This window comes from Vibrio sp. nBUS_14 (genome assembly GCF_051201655.1).
Lineage (GTDB): Bacteria > Pseudomonadota > Gammaproteobacteria > Enterobacterales > Vibrionaceae > Vibrio.
Window position 1 is genome coordinate 3,185,677 of sequence record NZ_CP179206.1, and the last position, 14,131, is coordinate 3,199,807.

16 protein-coding genes and 1 other RNA gene are annotated in these 14,131 nt (G+C 43.4%); 9 read left to right on the forward strand and 8 right to left on the reverse strand.

All coding sequences use genetic code 11. From position 1 onward, the window contains the following. Positions 1–2 precede the first annotated feature (2 nt). Entirely contained in the window at positions 3–464 is a 462-nt protein-coding gene (locus ACMAZD_RS14895) for an aminoacyl-tRNA deacylase (protein WP_435247788.1), read from the forward strand. A 563-nt stretch (positions 465–1,027) separates the two neighbouring features. Next, positions 1,028–1,234 carry a DUF1107 domain-containing protein gene (locus ACMAZD_RS14900; RefSeq protein WP_017108134.1) on the forward strand — a complete coding sequence of 69 codons (207 nt, stop codon included), beginning with the start codon at positions 1,028–1,030 and terminating at the stop codon, positions 1,232–1,234. 135 nt (positions 1,235–1,369) lie between these two features. Here the strand turns inward: ACMAZD_RS14900 and ACMAZD_RS14905 are convergent, their stop codons facing one another. From ACMAZD_RS14905 to ACMAZD_RS14915, 3 genes are read right to left on the reverse strand one after another with little or no spacing between them, the layout of a single operon-like run. Next, positions 1,370–2,593, reverse strand: coding sequence for an FAD-dependent 2-octaprenylphenol hydroxylase (locus ACMAZD_RS14905; protein ID WP_435249388.1), 1,224 nt, complete (start codon positions 2,591–2,593; stop codon positions 1,370–1,372). A gap of 12 nt (positions 2,594–2,605) precedes the next feature. Then, positions 2,606–3,784: a 2-octaprenyl-6-methoxyphenyl hydroxylase gene (gene ubiH / locus ACMAZD_RS14910; protein ID WP_435249389.1), complete on the reverse strand. Its 1,179-nt coding sequence runs from the start codon at positions 3,782–3,784 to the stop codon at positions 2,606–2,608. Positions 3,785–3,808: 24 nt separating this feature from the next. Beyond that, entirely contained in the window at positions 3,809–4,384 is a 576-nt protein-coding gene (locus tag ACMAZD_RS14915) for a YecA family protein (RefSeq protein WP_435247789.1), read from the reverse strand. A gap of 307 nt (positions 4,385–4,691) precedes the next feature. On the opposite strand from ACMAZD_RS14915, the gene zapA reads away from it, so the two are divergent. The 5 genes from zapA to serA all read left to right on the forward strand — a co-directional run bounded on the left by zapA (position 4,692) and on the right by serA (position 8,051). Continuing rightward, positions 4,692–5,000 carry a cell division protein ZapA gene (zapA, locus tag ACMAZD_RS14920; protein ID WP_192889420.1) on the forward strand — a complete coding sequence of 103 codons (309 nt, stop codon included), beginning with the start codon at positions 4,692–4,694 and terminating at the stop codon, positions 4,998–5,000. Positions 5,001–5,011: 11 nt separating this feature from the next. Then, positions 5,012–5,194: non-coding RNA, 6S RNA (gene ssrS, locus ACMAZD_RS14925), on the forward strand. A 6-nt stretch (positions 5,195–5,200) separates the two neighbouring features. Then, on the forward strand, positions 5,201–5,800 hold the full coding sequence (locus ACMAZD_RS14930; RefSeq protein ID WP_435247790.1) for a 5-formyltetrahydrofolate cyclo-ligase: 600 nt from the start codon (positions 5,201–5,203) through the stop codon (positions 5,798–5,800). Positions 5,801–5,903: 103 nt separating this feature from the next. Then, positions 5,904–6,560, forward strand: coding sequence for a ribose-5-phosphate isomerase RpiA (rpiA, locus tag ACMAZD_RS14935; protein WP_102436032.1), 657 nt, complete (start codon positions 5,904–5,906; stop codon positions 6,558–6,560). Positions 6,561–6,821: 261 nt separating this feature from the next. After that, entirely contained in the window at positions 6,822–8,051 is a 1,230-nt protein-coding gene (serA, locus tag ACMAZD_RS14940) for a phosphoglycerate dehydrogenase (protein WP_435247791.1), read from the forward strand. Positions 8,052–8,168: 117 nt separating this feature from the next. Here serA and ACMAZD_RS14945 read toward each other — a convergent pair whose 3' ends face one another. Then, the gene (locus ACMAZD_RS14945) at positions 8,169–8,882 is read right to left on the reverse strand and encodes an oxidative stress defense protein (RefSeq protein ID WP_435247792.1); all 714 of its coding nucleotides are present in this window, start codon (positions 8,880–8,882) and stop codon (positions 8,169–8,171) included. Between the two features lie 109 nt (positions 8,883–8,991). Beyond that, on the reverse strand, positions 8,992–9,888 hold the full coding sequence (locus ACMAZD_RS14950) for a LysR family transcriptional regulator ArgP (RefSeq protein WP_435247793.1): 897 nt from the start codon (positions 9,886–9,888) through the stop codon (positions 8,992–8,994). 142 nt (positions 9,889–10,030) lie between these two features. On the opposite strand from ACMAZD_RS14950, the gene ACMAZD_RS14955 reads away from it, so the two are divergent. Further along, positions 10,031–10,660, forward strand: coding sequence for a LysE/ArgO family amino acid transporter (locus ACMAZD_RS14955; protein ID WP_435247794.1), 630 nt, complete (start codon positions 10,031–10,033; stop codon positions 10,658–10,660). Between the two features lie 66 nt (positions 10,661–10,726). Here the strand turns inward: ACMAZD_RS14955 and ACMAZD_RS14960 are convergent, their stop codons facing one another. Continuing rightward, on the reverse strand, positions 10,727–11,248 hold the full coding sequence (locus ACMAZD_RS14960) for a TetR/AcrR family transcriptional regulator (RefSeq protein ID WP_435247795.1): 522 nt from the start codon (positions 11,246–11,248) through the stop codon (positions 10,727–10,729). Between the two features lie 114 nt (positions 11,249–11,362). Here ACMAZD_RS14960 and ACMAZD_RS14965 point away from each other — a divergent pair, with 114 nt between their 5' ends. After that, complete coding sequence (locus ACMAZD_RS14965; protein WP_435247796.1) at positions 11,363–11,605, forward strand: hypothetical protein; 243 nt, start codon at positions 11,363–11,365, stop codon at positions 11,603–11,605. 111 nt (positions 11,606–11,716) lie between these two features. Here ACMAZD_RS14965 and mscS read toward each other — a convergent pair whose 3' ends face one another. Beyond that, positions 11,717–12,583, reverse strand: coding sequence for a small-conductance mechanosensitive channel MscS (gene mscS, locus ACMAZD_RS14970; protein ID WP_435247797.1), 867 nt, complete (start codon positions 12,581–12,583; stop codon positions 11,717–11,719). A 57-nt stretch (positions 12,584–12,640) separates the two neighbouring features. Continuing rightward, the gene (locus ACMAZD_RS14975) at positions 12,641–13,744 is read right to left on the reverse strand and encodes an ISAs1 family transposase (RefSeq protein ID WP_435247249.1); all 1,104 of its coding nucleotides are present in this window, start codon (positions 13,742–13,744) and stop codon (positions 12,641–12,643) included. Positions 13,745–14,131: the final 387 nt, after the last annotated feature.

Consider the following 14,131-nt stretch of genomic DNA (forward strand, 5'->3'; position numbering starts at 1 on the left):
ACGTGGAAACACTGATTACACAATGGTTAGATCAACAGCAGGTGGACTATCGCCTGCTGATGCAAAGTAAACCAACCACCAGCATCGAAGAGACAGCGCAAGAACGAGGCATCGATTCCTCTCAAATGGTCAAGTGCATCCTGCTCAAGGATATGGGAAACCAATATGCGTTAGCTTGTATTGCAGGTGATCGCTCTGTCGACCCTAAGAAAGTACGCTCGGTACTGAATTGCCGCCGAATGACCTGCGTATCACTGAAAGATGTTGAATCCATCACTGGCTTTAAAGCTGGGTGTGTTGGGCCGCTTGCTCTGAAGAGACACATGCCGATCATTTTTGATCCTTCTCTACAGAACAACACCTTCGTGACGATCAGCTCTGGCGATCGAATGGCTGGCGTCGGACTGGATCTCGATGATCTTATGGCGTTGTGTGCCCCTATCGTCGCAGAGATCAGTCGATGATCGACTCTAAGGCGTAATTGATCGCAAACCTCACTTAAAGTTTTCATTAAATACATATTTTGTGTGAAGTTCGTCATAAGAAAAACACTCCAACATTAAATATTTAATCAAATTAAATGCATGGGTAGTCACAACATAAAATCTGCGTTATTGTTAATTTACTGACTAGCCTTTGGGTAAATCAGTACAAGTGAATCCACTGAGTAATATCAGTATCCACTTTTGTGTAATGCATCTGTGACTATTCGCCCGTTTTAGACGGGCTTTTTTTATGTCTAAAATTTACAATTTGATTACACAAATAGAAAAATCCCGCCTATTCTTATACTTGTAACATTTCTACTGCTTAATACCGAACAGGAAAGTTCACGGCAGTTTCCCTACTCACTATTATTTTGAGGAGAAGCTCACGTAAAAATAGATATTTACTATAGGAAGTGCTTAGAACAGCACAAATATCTAATAAACGTCAACTCTGCTGCATATTAATCCACGCTTATCACAATTATTATCACGGATTTTTCTATAATATGCAGGCTAGGTAAATATAAGGATAATTAAGAATGAGACTGTTTAAGCGCTATACACCGGGTATGATTGCTAAACATGTAAGTCGACTTTTCAAAGGACGAATCTACATTTACGGCGTCGGCAAATTTGAGTTTGATAATGGCAAGCTCGTACTACCGGAGCGAGCAGAGAAACGTCATTTTCAAACAGTGAAAGAGATCAACAGTGAAATCATGAAGCTGCGTTGTGCATACGCCTAATCTGATTATCTAAAGAATTCGAAACAAAACGGGTTGGCATATTAATGCCAACCCTTTTTTAGTGCTTATGATTCTGAAACCTGTTCTGCCGCGAGTGATTCGTTATGAATACTCAACAACTTAGCCATTAAATCACTATCGGTGAGTTACGGGGCGTTTTGCTAAATAAGGAAGGTTTCCTGATAGGCCGAGTGCTCTTTTCATGATTTCATCTTTCGCGCCAGGCAGTTGACCCGCAAGCTTCATACCGATGCCGCGAATCAACTTCTTGGCTGGATTGTTACCTTCAAACAGATCTTTAAAGCCTTGCATAGACGCAATCATTTTAGCCGCCTCCGCTTTTCTCCAGCGCTCGTAGCCACGAAGGTTACGCTTAGTACCAATGTCCTCGCCAGCAGCCCACAGCGTTAACAGCTCTTGCGCTAAGCTTGCAGCATCTAATAGCCCTAAGTTAACACCCTGCCCCGCTAACGGGTGAATCGTATGAGCAGCATCACCAACTAAAGCTACACGCTCTACCGCGAAATCGCGCGCGTATCGCATGCGCAGCGGGAAGGCAAAACGCTCCCCAACTACTTCGCACAATCCAAGCTTGGCATCAAACTCAGCCGTTAGCTGTTTATTGAAATCAGCGTCCGACATGGATACAAGCTTCTCGGCACGATTTGGTTCCGTAGACCAAACGATAGAGTTCATATTCGTTGGCTGCATTGGCAGGAACGCCAGTGGCCCTTGCGGTGTGAATATTTGACGAGCAACACTGTGGTGAGGCTCTGTTGTTTTAATGTTCGCGACAATCGCACTGTGGCCGTAATCCCAATGTGTCAGCGGGATATCTTGTTGTTTGCGAACCCAAGAGTTTGCACCGTCAGCGCCAACAACTAACTTAGCGGTCAGAGCTTGGCCATTGTCTAACGTTAACCATGCTTCACTTTCACCAATCGCCATCGTTTTGCACGTAGCTGGCATGTATAAGCTGACATTGTCTTGTTTCTTAACCTGCTCAAGCAATGCTAATTGAATCACGCGGTTCTCAACAATATGGCCTAGGTTAGGCTGAGCTAAACGCGTCGAGTCAAACTCGATACGAGCAAAGCTGTCTTGCTCCCACACTTCCATCGCTTGATAGGGCGCAGCACGCCTTTGTTCGATGCCTTGCCATGCGCCTAGATTACGCAGAATAACCTCACTCGAACGGCTCAGGGCCGACACTCGCACATCGGGTAATTCACTAAGCCCTTCAATGGGTGCTTTGCCTTCAATCACCGCAACTCTTAAGTCACTATCTTTCAATGCGGCCGCAAGCGCTAGGCCAACCATGCCACCGCCGACAATGGCGATATCAACACTTTGCATCATCATTTTTTTACCTTATCTATCTACTAGGCCAAGCGTATGACGCAAAAGTGGACCTTTAAGAGATGGGAGGTTATCGATTACGGCTAACCCAAGATTTCGCCCAATACGAGCGGTCAAAAAATCGTTTGAGAACAGATGAACGAGGCTTGAAGTCAACGTAATCGTTGTGTCTCTGTCTTGTTCTCTACGCTTTCTAAAGTTAACAAGACCAGTGTAACGGCCCACATCATCTGATTGAGTACATAACTCTTCCGCTAAAGAAGCGACGTCACGAATGCCGAGGTTAAAACCTTGACCCGCAATGGGGTGAAGCGTTTGAGCGGCATTGCCTACGATCGCAAAGCGATGAGAAATATTCTGCTGGCGGTGACGAAGGATTAATGGGTAACTCGCACGCTTGCCAACTTTTTCTAATCGGCCTAATCGCCAGCCAAAATCTTTCTGCAGTTGCTCAAGAAATTCATCATCGTTTAAAGCGATGACTTGCTGTGCTTGCTCTGGTGATAAACACCAAACCAGAGATAAACGATTGTCACTCATCGGTAACAGAGCAACTGGCCCATGATGGGTAAAACGCTCAAAGGCTCGACCTTGATGAGGTTCACTAGCGACAATATTGGCAATCACCGCAACTTGTTCAAAGTCATGTTCGCTCAATGGTATATTCAGTTGCTGACAGCAGGTTGAGATAGCACCGTCAGCTGCAACCAATAACTTAGTTGTTACTGTTTTCCCACTTGTCAGCTCAATCGTCGTTAACGATTCATCACGTTCAACGGTTCTAACAGACTCAGGGCAAAGCATCGTAATTGCAGCTTCTAATTCTAATTTCTGCTGGTAGATCCGACCAACATCCGCCAACTCGACTACATAGCCAAGCGCATCAACAGCAAGTTCTTCACTGTAGATGTCCGTCATCCCAGCATGGCCTCGATCTGATACATGAATATCTTTGATCGCGGTGGCGACTGGAGCGATAGATTGCCACAACTGCAAAGAGTCAAGGATCTGCACTGTGCCATAAGACAAAGCGATAGAGCGAGAATCGAATCCAGGATGAGCTTGATGATCAACCAGATAAGGCTCCACTACTGCAATAGATAGAGAGCCTTGACTTAAGTGGTTCAGAGCAAGGGCTAAGGTTGCCCCCGCCATTGCACCACCAGCAATTACAACATCATACTGAGCCATCATAACCTCAAGCGAGCAAACGAATTAGTGAATGGTTGGAGCGGCATCTTCAGATGGACGAGCACCAAACTCAGCATGAATCGTTAATGCACACGCTTTAACATGCTCGATAACGTGTTCTAGAAGCTGTGCTTGTTCTTCTAAGTCGTCTTCTTCGTCAATACCCAGCTTCGCCATCTCTTCCAGATCAGCCAAGGCTTCTTTGGTGCCATCAGACGCTTTGTTTAACGGAGCGCCCACTAAACCCAAACCAGAAATAAAGTGGTTAATCCAATCAGAAACACCGTCAGCAAGATCAAACAGACTTGCACTTGCGTCTTCATCAGGCAGCAACATAGATAATTCCATGCCAGAACCGGTAATTTCGCTGGTCGTCACCTTTAATGTCGCTTCAGCTAACGTTAAGACACGATCAGGCCAACCCATGCCTTCATTGGTGTAATCAAAGATCAGTGGTTGCCAGCTTTTATCTGTAAGGTTTAAACCTCCACTTAACATACCCGTTAACAAACCATGCATTTCAGCAGGTGTTAAGGCTAGACTTGCCGATTGAAGTTCAGTCGCAACCGTTAGGTAATCAGGTAAAGTAGTTTCGCTCATCAGTAGCTCGCTCAGTTATTCTTTATATCGATAGTATAATCGTACCACTTCACCCCAATTCTGGTAAGCATCGATCCCCAGCAATTGAAGGATGACTGACTACCAAACGTTCAATTTGCTGAATTACTGTGTGCTCAAGCTCTCATTTACAAACAGTCACTCTGAAAAGCTTGAATCTTAATAGCGGTTTACCTATAGTTTCTCCCTCAGAGGAGATTGCTTCCTCAGCGGTGTTTGCTCTTTTTCTTTTTCAAAAATGAGAAAGTGCAACAGCCTTAAAAATAGCGCGTTAAAGAGTTCATCCATCATGAGTAATCAAGCGGTAGACGTTGAAATATTAGGGAAACTGACTCGAGTTAATTGTCCTCCTGGGCAAGAAGAGTCATTAATTGCAGCGGCGGCCGATCTTGATAATCGATTGAAAGAGATGGCTGAACGTACTAAGGTAACCAATGAAGTGAAGCTGCTAACGATCGCAGCTCTGAATATTTGTTATGAGCTACAAACTAAGAAGTTTGAAGCAAGCGACGAACAAGACGCACTGACCGAGCGAATGGAACAGCTCACGACATCACTTTCCGATGTCCTCAGTAAAGTTAAGCACGGACAGCAATAGCGTACACAAAATTTACCCTGGAGTGTTTGTCAGAGGATTCACGTCCCCGAGCCGATAAGCAATCCCTAAGGGTTAGTACTTGAGTGCTATTGAGCATGCTCGGTCCGCCGAGAAGCCTACGGTAATCATTGCTGATCCGCCTTGAACTCGCTGGTTCAAGGGCCATCTATTCTCAACGGCACTTTGGGGTATCCCTTCTTATGAAGACGCTCACACGCAGCGAATTTCGCAAACAGATCCGTATCAAACGTAATGCCTTATCTGGCGAACAACAAACTCAATCCGGTTTAGATTTAGTCCAGCAGTGCGCTCAGCTTGATGAAGTTCAGTCTGCTCAGCATATCGCACTCTATATATCCATCGATGGCGAACTCGATACCCAACCGTTAATTGAATGGTTATGGGCGCAAGGTAAACAAACTTATTTACCGGTATTACACCCCTTCTCTGCCGGACACCTGTTATTTCTTCACTATTCTCCAGATACACCGACCGTCCTCAATAAGTACGGAATCGTTGAACCTCAGCTAAATCAATTACTCGTCAAACCCTGCCAACAACTTGATCTTATTCTCACACCACTGGTGGGCTTTGACTCTCAAGGGCATCGATTGGGGATGGGCGGCGGGTATTACGATCGCACTTTGGCTCGATGGTTTGAGAGTGGCAACGGTGCACCCCCAATTGGTTTAGCTCATGATTGCCAACATGTCGATACCTTACCGACTGAAGAATGGGACATTCCGTTACCTAAAATCGTGACTCCGAGTAAAACTTGGCAATGGGAAAACAACCATTAAAGCGCTATAATCGCGCCCGCAAACGTTAACCTCGTTATCCAAACGTTAACTTTAATACGCGAACGATTAATTCAAAGCGCACGACCTTATTCAGGAGAATGGCATGACTCAAGATGAAATGAAAAAAGCAGCTGGCTGGGCAGCACTTCAATATGTTGAAGAAGGCAGCATTGTAGGTGTAGGTACTGGCTCTACAGTAAATCACTTCATCGACGCACTTGGCACAATGAAAGATAAAATCAAAGGTGCGGTTTCAAGCTCTGTCGCTTCTACTGAAAAACTAGAAGCACTAGAAATCAAAGTTTTTGAGTGCAACGACGTTTTCAAACTAGACGTTTATGTTGATGGTGCTGACGAAATTAACGGTTCACGTGACATGATTAAAGGCGGCGGCGCTGCTCTTACTCGTGAAAAAATCGTAGCGGCAATCTCAGACAAGTTTATTTGTATCGTAGATGGCACGAAAGCGGTTGATGTTTTAGGTAAATTCCCTCTTCCTGTTGAAGTTATTCCAATGGCACGCTCATACGTAGCTCGCGAGCTAGTCAAACTTGGTGGTGACCCAGTTTACCGCGATGGTTGCACAACGGATAACGGCAACATGATCCTAGACGTGTACGGCATGGCGATCGAAAATCCAAAACAACTAGAAGATATTATCAATGGTATCGCTGGTGTGGTAACGGTTGGTCTGTTTGCTCACCGTGGTGCTGATGTGGTTATCACAGGCACGCCTGAAGGTGCAAAAATCGAAGAATAAATAATAGAAGATTGAGTTTTTCTGTTACTTCATTACATACGGTGCCCAAGTGCGCCGTTTTTTTTGCTTTATACCTGTAAAATTATGTCTTATTCCGTAATTTTCTTACCCAAAACATTTTTTTTTTGTTACTTTATTGTTCAGAAGACGCACAGGGAAAACGTTTGTCTCCTGACAAAGTGGTGAATTTGTTCCCCTTTCAGCCATTTTGTAGCACGTGCGCCGCATTTGCCCAACCTTTCCATTTTAAGGACGAGAACAATGGCCAAAGTTTCACTGGAAAAAGAAAAAATCAAAATTCTACTTCTAGAAGGTCTTCACCCTTCTTCTGTAGAAGTACTGCAAGCTGCTGGTTACACAAACATTGAGTACCACAAAGGCTCGCTACCTGAAGATGAACTTCTTGAAGCAGTTAAAGATGCTCACTTCATTGGTATCCGTTCTCGCACAAACATCTCCCAAGAAGTTATTGATGCGGCTGAAAAGCTGGTTGCAGTTGGTTGTTTCTGTATTGGTACCAACCAAGTAAACCTTCAAGCGGCAGCAAAACGTGGTATCCCTGTGTTCAACGCACCGTTCTCAAACACTCGAAGTGTTGCTGAGCTGGTTCTTGGTCAGGTTCTATTGCTACTGCGTGGCATTCCAGAAAAGAACGCTCTTGCACACCGTGGTATTTGGAAAAAGAGTGCAGACAACTCTTACGAAGCTCGTGGTAAGCGTTTAGGTATTATTGGTTACGGTCACATTGGTACTCAGCTGGGTATTATTGCGGAAAACCTTGGTATGCGCGTTTACTTCTACGACATCGAAAACAAGCTATCTCTAGGTAACGCAACGCAAGTTCATACCATGACTGAACTGTTGAATAAGTGTGATGTGATCTCTTTACACGTCCCTGAAACCAACGAAACTAAGAACATGATGGGTAAAGAAGAGTTCGAGCGCATGAAGCCTGATTCTATCTTTATCAACGCAGCACGTGGCACAGTGGTAGACATTCCAGCTCTGTGTGGCGCTCTAGATTCTGGTCACCTTGCAGGTGCAGCGATCGACGTTTTCCCAACAGAACCAAAAACCAATGCAGACCCATTTGAGTCGCCATTGATGCAGTTCGACAACGTGATTCTTACTCCTCACGTAGGTGGTTCAACTCAGGAAGCGCAAGAGAATATCGGTGTTGAAGTGGCTGGCAAGCTAGCGAAATACTCTGATAACGGTTCTACGCTATCAAGCGTTAACTTCCCAGAGGTATCTCTACCGCTGCACACGGGCACGTCTCGTTTGCTGCACATTCACGAAAACCGCCCAGGTATCCTAACTCAGATTAACACCATCTTCGCTGAAGAAGGCATCAACATCGCGGGTCAGTACCTACAGACTGCGGCTGATATGGGTTATGTAGTTATCGATGTAGAAGCGGATCGTTCAGAAGAAGCACTGCTTAAATTGAAAGAGATCGAAGGCACAATCCGTGCTCGTCTACTTCACTAATCATCGAACTCGATATTAGTAAAAACAAAAAGGCTCTCCTTATGAGAGCCTTTTTAGTATTTTTTTTATCATAGGTAATTAGATCATCATGATCCAAAAGCCTCTATAGCGCTGTCATTACTCTTCGATCTGGTAGATCACATTAACGCGATCACGAATGGTGATAGTTGAGTCTTCATAAGAATTCGACTCTGTTCTCGCATCCATCGCCATTGAACGCATTAGCACAGGCTGAGAAGATTGTGTGTTGTAATCAACACGCCAAACATCACCTAGCTCACGCTCAAAACCACTCGCTAATGATTTCGCTTTCGATCGTGCATCCTTGATGGCTTCTAAACGCGCTTGTTCTTGATACTTAGCTTGATCACGAACTTGAAGCTGAATGTTGTCGATCTGATTAATGCCCTCTCCAATCGCAATATCCATGTACTCATTGAGATTGGCTAGCTCGTTCACTTGAACGGTCACATTACGTGACGCGCGGTAGCCGACCAATTCTGGTTTACCATCTTTTGGATAATGATATTGAGGAGATAGATACAGGTTAGAGCTGTGTACGCTCGCCTCTTCGACACCGGCTTGGTGCAATTTATTGAGGAAGCCAGTCACTACTTTATCAACGGTATTTTTAGCTTGTTCAGCAGTCATCGTCGATTCCACGACTCTAACAGAGAATGTCGCCATATCTGGTGTTGCGATCACTTCACCATAGCCCGTCGTTGAAATATACGGGAAGGATGGAGAGTCAGCCAATGATGGGAAACTCACAGAACTCAACGCTGCAGTAAGAGTAAGAGACGTTGCTAACATCTTTGGTGCAAACTTCATTAGGTAGACCTGTGCTAAACAAATGTACTTTCATCATAGAGCAATTTGCCGTTTCGCCAATCCTGATGCAGAACTTCTAACAGAACTTTGACGCTGAAAAAACCACAATTTACTGAGGTAAGTGGTTGTGAGCAAAACCTAATATCGCTTGAGATATCTCTTTGAGTACCCCACTTTCTAGCTGCCAGTGGTGCCAATAGATACGATAAGACAACAAAAAACCGGGCGTAATATCGATCAACGCACCAGACTCTAGCTCATCGATGATCTGTAATCGAGGGATCAAGCAATAGGCCACACCCGATAATGCCAAACGCACAAACGCCTCTGAGCTGCCGACCGTATGATTAATCACGCTGTCCCTTGGTACATTAAAATGGTCATGCAGAAACTTCTTATGTAAATCATCGTATTGGTCATAAGAAACAGCCGGTGCCTTGCTTAATGTGGCGTAGTTTACACCTTCAGAAAAATATCGCTGGTGAAAGTCAGGGCTCGCCACACACACATAATCCATCCTGCCAAGATAGTCAGCACTGCAACCAGGAATTGCTTGAGACTCTAAACTGATTGCACCAGCAACCTCACCACTTTTAATCTTATCAATGGTTCTCGCCTCACCATGAATCGCAAGGTTTAATTCCACTTGGCGAAACTTCATCACATCTGATAATGCAGGCAACAACCATGTCGCTAAGCTATCGGCATTGGTGGCAATAGATATTGATAAAGGTTGCGCACTATCTTCATTCATCAACTCAGGCACCAGTTCATGCTCTAACAAACGAACCCTGCGATACAAACCCAATAATTTTTTCCCCGCAGGGGTTGGCCTAGGCGGGTTTTCTCTCACCAAGGCAGGCTGGGCTAACCACTTTTCTAGCTGTTTGATGCGTTGAGATACCGCAGACTGGGAGATATATAACTGCTCCGCAGCCCTTTCAAAGCTACGTTGTTTCACCACAGCATCCAGTGCTTCTATCCACTTATAATCCAATCCACGCATCAATTTGCTTCCTTTTTAAGCTAACTCAACACCACATTAGTAACTCTAATAATATATTAAAATCATTAATTATACTTATTTAAAAGGTCAGAGTATCTTCGCCATATAGCACGTAAATATCGTTAAATAAGTGGAGATTAAAATGAGTTTTTGGGTTTTATTACAAGGTTTTGGTCTAGGGGCCAGCATGATTATCCCTATTGGTGCTCAAAATGCGTACGTCCTAAATCAAGGGATAAAGCGCAACCACCATTTAACCACAGCGACAATCTGTAGCCTGCTCGACGCTCTGTTTATCTCATTGGGTATCTTTGGTGGCGGTGCAATTTTGTCGAAAAATGAATTGCTACTCACCTCGGTGACGTTAGGCGGCATCGCTTTTCTAATCGTGTATGGTTTGTTATCACTGCGCAGTGCCTTTAAAGCGCCCTCAAGCGAAGAATCAAAAGGAGAAATACTGGCTCGTGGTAAGCGCACCGTTATTTTGGGCGCCTTGGCGGTGACAGTATTAAACCCACACCTCTATTTGGATACCGTGGTGATTCTTGGTTCGATTGGCGGACAGTTTGAAGGTAACGACAGAATTGCTTTTGCTATGGGAACCATCTTGGCTTCATTTGTTTGGTTTTACTCTTTGTCATTGGGTGCAGCAAAGTTAGGACCAACGCTATCTAAACCGAATGTTAAGAAAGGCATTGATATAGCAGTAGCAACTATGATGTTCGCAATTGCTGCTGTGCTTACCAATGGACTGATTGAGCAATACTGGTAAGCAATTAAAGAACAAAGACTGCCAACCAAGCCAGAGATGACATCAGTAAGTCATTAATATCATAAGCTACGCTAGAATGACTCGAATTTTACTGTTCAGTTCACTCAGCGCAGCTTCAAGACTTGGTTCAAGTTGGCTCAAGTGACTTATCAAGGTCATGAAATAGCTATCCATAATCAATGGCATTTTTTCAGAAATAGATGCATCGACATTAACCGTCTGAAAGAGTCCCTGATCAAAGGTTCGGTAATAGTCTAGATCCCAAATGACCTCTTTGAGTAACGCTCGACTTAACTCAACATTCTCAAAATAATAGCGATAGTAATGTTCAATCAGCGAGATACCGACATCCACAGCACGTTTATCTTGCTCAGCAGCTAACACCTCCTGACCAACCTTTTCCAACTGCGATAGCATTCCTGCTCGAAGAATCGTCAACTTGGTTTCAAAATGACTAAACACCGTGCCATCAGCTACACCCGCGTGGCGAGCGATCTGTCGAGTTGTGGTATTGTCATAACCATTTTCCCCAAACAACTCCCAAGCAGACGCTAAGATCTTCTGTTTTGTTATCTCTCTCTTACTCACGAAAATACACCCTTCTCAAATCAAGCTTGATCATACTCTTAGTACTCTAATTTGACAAATTGAGCATGCTCAATTATAAAATGAGCGCGCTCAATTTAACTTGGAGATACGGACATGATGAATTTATTAAACCGACTGGGACAAGTGTTGATTTTTCTGCCCACGATCTTTTGCTTCTCTTACCTACTTCGACCACTACTGATGATGATTTTGATTCCTGGCGGTTTATGTTTATTGGCTATTTTGGGAGGACAAGAAGTAAGAAAGCCCTTATATGCGATGTTGAAAACATTGATGTGGCCAACGTCGAGTAGAACGCGAAATAGAGATATACAAAGAAAAGAAGCTAAGCAGTAACAACAATTAACGAGTAAGAGGAATGATATTGAAGACAACAAAAAAGGCGGACAACCGAAGTTATCCGCCTTTCGTTATAAAAGCTTACCGCTGTAAAAGCCGATTAAAAAATTAAGCTTCTACTTTATTCATGTGCACATCCATTTGTGGGAATGGAATTTCGATACCTTCTTTATCCAAGCCTTCTTTGATTGCTTGCATCAGGTCGAAGTAAACATTCCAGTACTCTGCAGTACTAACCCATGGACGAACCACGAAGTTAACTGAAGAGTCAGCAAGTGTGTGAACACCTACTTGAACACCTGGTTCTTTCAATACGCGCTCATCAGATTCACAGATCTTAGCCAGAAGTTCTTTAGTCTTTTGAAGATCAGCACCGTAAGAAACACCAATCATTAGGTCGATACGACGTGTATCATGACGAGAATAGTTCGTGATTGGGCTACCGATAACGCTGCCGTTTGGTACTACAACCATTTTGTTGTCAGGTGTTGTTAGAACAGTTTGGAAGATTTGAATTGAATCAACTGAGCCCGCTACACCACCGATTTCCACGTAGTCACCAGACTTAAATGGACGGAATGCAACAATAAGTACACCAGCAGCAAAGTTAGATAGTGAGCCTTGTAGTGCAAGACCAACGGCTAAACCAGCCGCACCAATAACAGCAACTACAGATGCCGTTTGAACGCCTAAACGACCAAGTGCAGCAATTAAAACAATAACAAACAATAAGTAACGAACTAAGCCATGAATAAATTCCACAACCGCTCGGTCCATCTTCTTCTTCTGAAGAACCTTAGCCACGCTATTCGCTACAGCTTTAACAATTAGGTTGCCAATAAATAAAATTATCAGTGCTGAAATAATATTTACGCCATATTGGATAAATAGATCTGAATTATTTGTTAACCACTGCTCTGCTTGAGATAAACCATCCACAAGCGGAGTTTCAATTACTATCGAACTATCAGCCATAATGTGCATCCTCTATATAATATGCTATGGGCTAAACAAGGGCACGAATGTACTTTGTTAATTTGATGTAAACAAAACCGAAGCTCTGTAATCTTTGTCCCATACCGCTTTATTCATCTTCCTGGGTACTGACAAGTTCCCTTCGGATTTTCTAAACAAGTTCTGAACAAAACGTCTGCAACAAGCCATATTTAGTGCTGAATCTCCAGCATAAATACATTGTTCATCTTCTTTGAAAATAACGTCCAACGCCCAGTGCTGCTGGTTCTCGATGTGCCAGTGTTTTCTGGTCGCTTGTAAGGCTAACTCTAACGACAAGTGATCTGTGCAAATATAATACGATGTTTCATAACTTCCTTTCCCTTTGACACTTCTATCTCTCACCACTGCAACAACACTTTTAACGACAGACCACTTTTCTCTGAGTGCTTCACTGAAGGCTGCTGGGAGAACGTAAACCTCACGAACCTCTTTTCTGCCATGCCCTTTATCTTCGGTGATGTATGACTCTTGTTTATCTTCAGGCAAAGACCAATAGTCTTGGAATTGTGCATCCACTTCTGCAAGCAAACTGGGCTGATTCAGTTTGACTTGCACTAAGAAATCGCCACCTTTATCAACCACTTTATTCAGAGTTTCAACCTGACAATGCAGGGCATCAGCCGTTAATAGACATCCTTTTATATCTAAAGTATCTAACAGGTTTTTTATCGCTGTTAGCTCCGTCCCTTTGCCTTTACAGGGTTGATGTGTGAGGGTCAAACCTTCATCAACATCGAATGCCGAGACCATATAAAGGGGGTTATCTTGTTTGTTTGCTTTAGCACCTTTTAGTACCTTCCCGTCAACACTGATGATAGGTTGAGCATGCCTCTCTCTATGCAAATTAACCCAGCCCACCATAGCTTCTAAGAGTGTTTCAGGAACAATAGTCCTCATAATTGCTGCAATATTATGACGAGTAGGAAGGCCATTTTCGTAGGGGAAATACTCACGTAACCAGTCGATATTTCCTTCACCAAAATCCTTGATATCCGTCCACTTGTTTTGACCACAAAGCATGGCTGTTATGACAACAAAAGCGACTTCTATAACAGGGTAGACTTGGTTGATGTGCGAACGGGTATCTTTCACTTTTTTTAGCTGTTCAATGATAATCATGCGAGTTTCTCATATTTTTTATTTCATGATCTGATCGTGACTATCAGGAAAAGTTCCAATTGAAAATAAAGTTATTTATTTTCAATAACTAAAGTTCGATCCCGCCCTTGGGCTAAACTGCCTTAAGCCTAATTTACTCTGCAATGTAACAAACAGTCCAATTACCGTTAAATCATTGTATTAAAAGCAAATTAAATCCAAGTCCTTTTTTATAAACTGAACCAAGTCCAGTTTTTCGGCACGATATCCTATCTTTGACAGATTGCAAAATCATATTTATGTAAGCTTTTGAAATAATAAAACTTACTGATAAACACAAATACCGATACCTAAAAGACTACGAAATTTATTCACCGCACGCTAGTTTTTTCACATAATTAATACAAG